The 1690-nt window shown below is 74.4% G+C and carries 1 protein-coding gene; it reads right to left on the reverse strand.

The window, feature by feature from the left end; translation table 11 throughout:
- A partial coding sequence (locus GT042_RS13045; RefSeq protein ID WP_202532710.1) for a beta-N-acetylglucosaminidase domain-containing protein occupies window positions 1-1690 on the reverse strand: 1690 nt, incomplete at both ends.

The raw sequence follows: 1690 nt of genomic DNA on the forward strand, positions 1-1690 counted from the left end.
CGCGGTGACCGGTCTCGCCCGGCCGAGCGCGACCGTCCAGGAGCGGGTGTCCTCGGTGACGTCCCCGCCGGTGGCGCGGTCCGCGCCCGTCCACCCCGCCGCCGCCTTGACGGCCCGGTCGAGGAACGGGTCCAGGGCGCCCTCGCCCACCACGGCCTCGCTCGCCCGCAGTGTCCCGCGCAGCGGCTCCAGCGCCAGCGACGCCCGCCACGAGTCGGCTCCGTCACCGCGGTCCTGGGCGGTGAGCATGTCGACGGCCAGCTCCCCGGCGCGCCCGTAGCGCGCCAACTGGTCGAGCCACGGCCGTACTTCGTCGTCCAGCCGGCCCCCGGCCGTCGCCGCCAGCCGCTCCGGCGCCCCGGCCATCACAGTGAAGGCGGCGCGCAGGGCGGTCGCCGCGCGGCTCCGCGCACGTACGTCCGACGTGGCGCGGGACGCCCAGAAAGCGGTGAACAGCGGCTTGAGATAGGCGGATTCGGACGGGTCGAGCAGGGACGAGGCGTCGTTGCCCGCGAGGGCGCGCAGGGCCGCACGGGTCGCGGCGTCCTCGCCCGCCAGGTCGTCCACGGCCGCCCGCCAGGACTCCTCCGGTACGTAACCCCGGGGATTCCAGGCGTAGTCGGCGGCGGTGAAGAGGGGGACACGGGACGCCGCCGCCTGCTCCATGGCGTTGGCGAGCAGCGCGACCGAGCCGCCCGCGACAGCCGGTTCGCGGCCGGTGTACGGGCCGAGGAAGAGACGTTCCGGTTCGTAGTCGTTGACCGGGTAGTTGTCCATCGTGACCATCGGATGCGCGAACGCGGCCTTCGCGTCGGCCAGTTCACGGCCCGTGATGGTGCGCGGTACGACCCCGACCCCCGTCCACGCCACATGGACGCCGCCGTCGAGCGTCCCGGCGAGTGCCGTGCGGTACGCGGTGACGCCGTCCTGGTGGTACTCGGTCGGCATGACCGTGAGCGGCTCGGAGTCCGGGTGCCGCTCCGCCAGGTGCTCCGCCACCGCGTTCGCGACCCGCGCCTGCGCCTTCGCCGCCGCCTCCGGGCCCGAGCCGTACGTGTCGGCGTCCGCGTCGCAGTGCCACTCGCTGTAACTCACGTCCTGGAACTGGAGTTGGAAGGCCCGCACGCCCAGCGCCCACATCGCGTCGATCTTGCGGTTCAGCGCCGCCAGGTCCTTCTCCGACGCCATGCACATCGACTGCGCGGGGGCCACGGCCCAGGCGAGCGTCACATGGTTGCGGCCGGCCCGCTCGGCCAGTTCGCGGAACCGGGCGCGCTCCGCCGCCGGGTACGGGTCGCGCCAGCGCGCCTGCCGGAACGGGTCGTCGCCCGGCGCGTAGAGGAAGCGGTTCTGCTTGGTACGGCCCATGAAGTCGAGCTGCTCCAGGCGCTCCTGGTGCGTCCAGGGCTCCCCGTAGAAGCCCTCCGTCGTGCCGCGCACGAGCGTGCCGGGCCAGTCCCGTACGACCACGCCCGGGACGGTCGCTCTCGCGCCTGCCTTCGCGCCTGCCTTCCCGGTCGGCTTCCCGCCCGGTTTCGCACCTGGCTTCCCGGTCGGCGCCTTCACGATCAGCTGCCGCAGGGTCTGCGCGCCGTGGAAGAGACCGTCCTCGCCGACCCCGTCCAGCGCTATCGTGTCGCGCCCCGCGACCCGGCCCACCGCGATCCGGTACCCGCCGGACGGCAGGCCG

The sequence above is a fragment of the Streptomyces sp. SID3212 genome, assembly GCF_009865405.1.
Classification (GTDB): domain Bacteria; phylum Actinomycetota; class Actinomycetes; order Streptomycetales; family Streptomycetaceae; genus Streptomyces.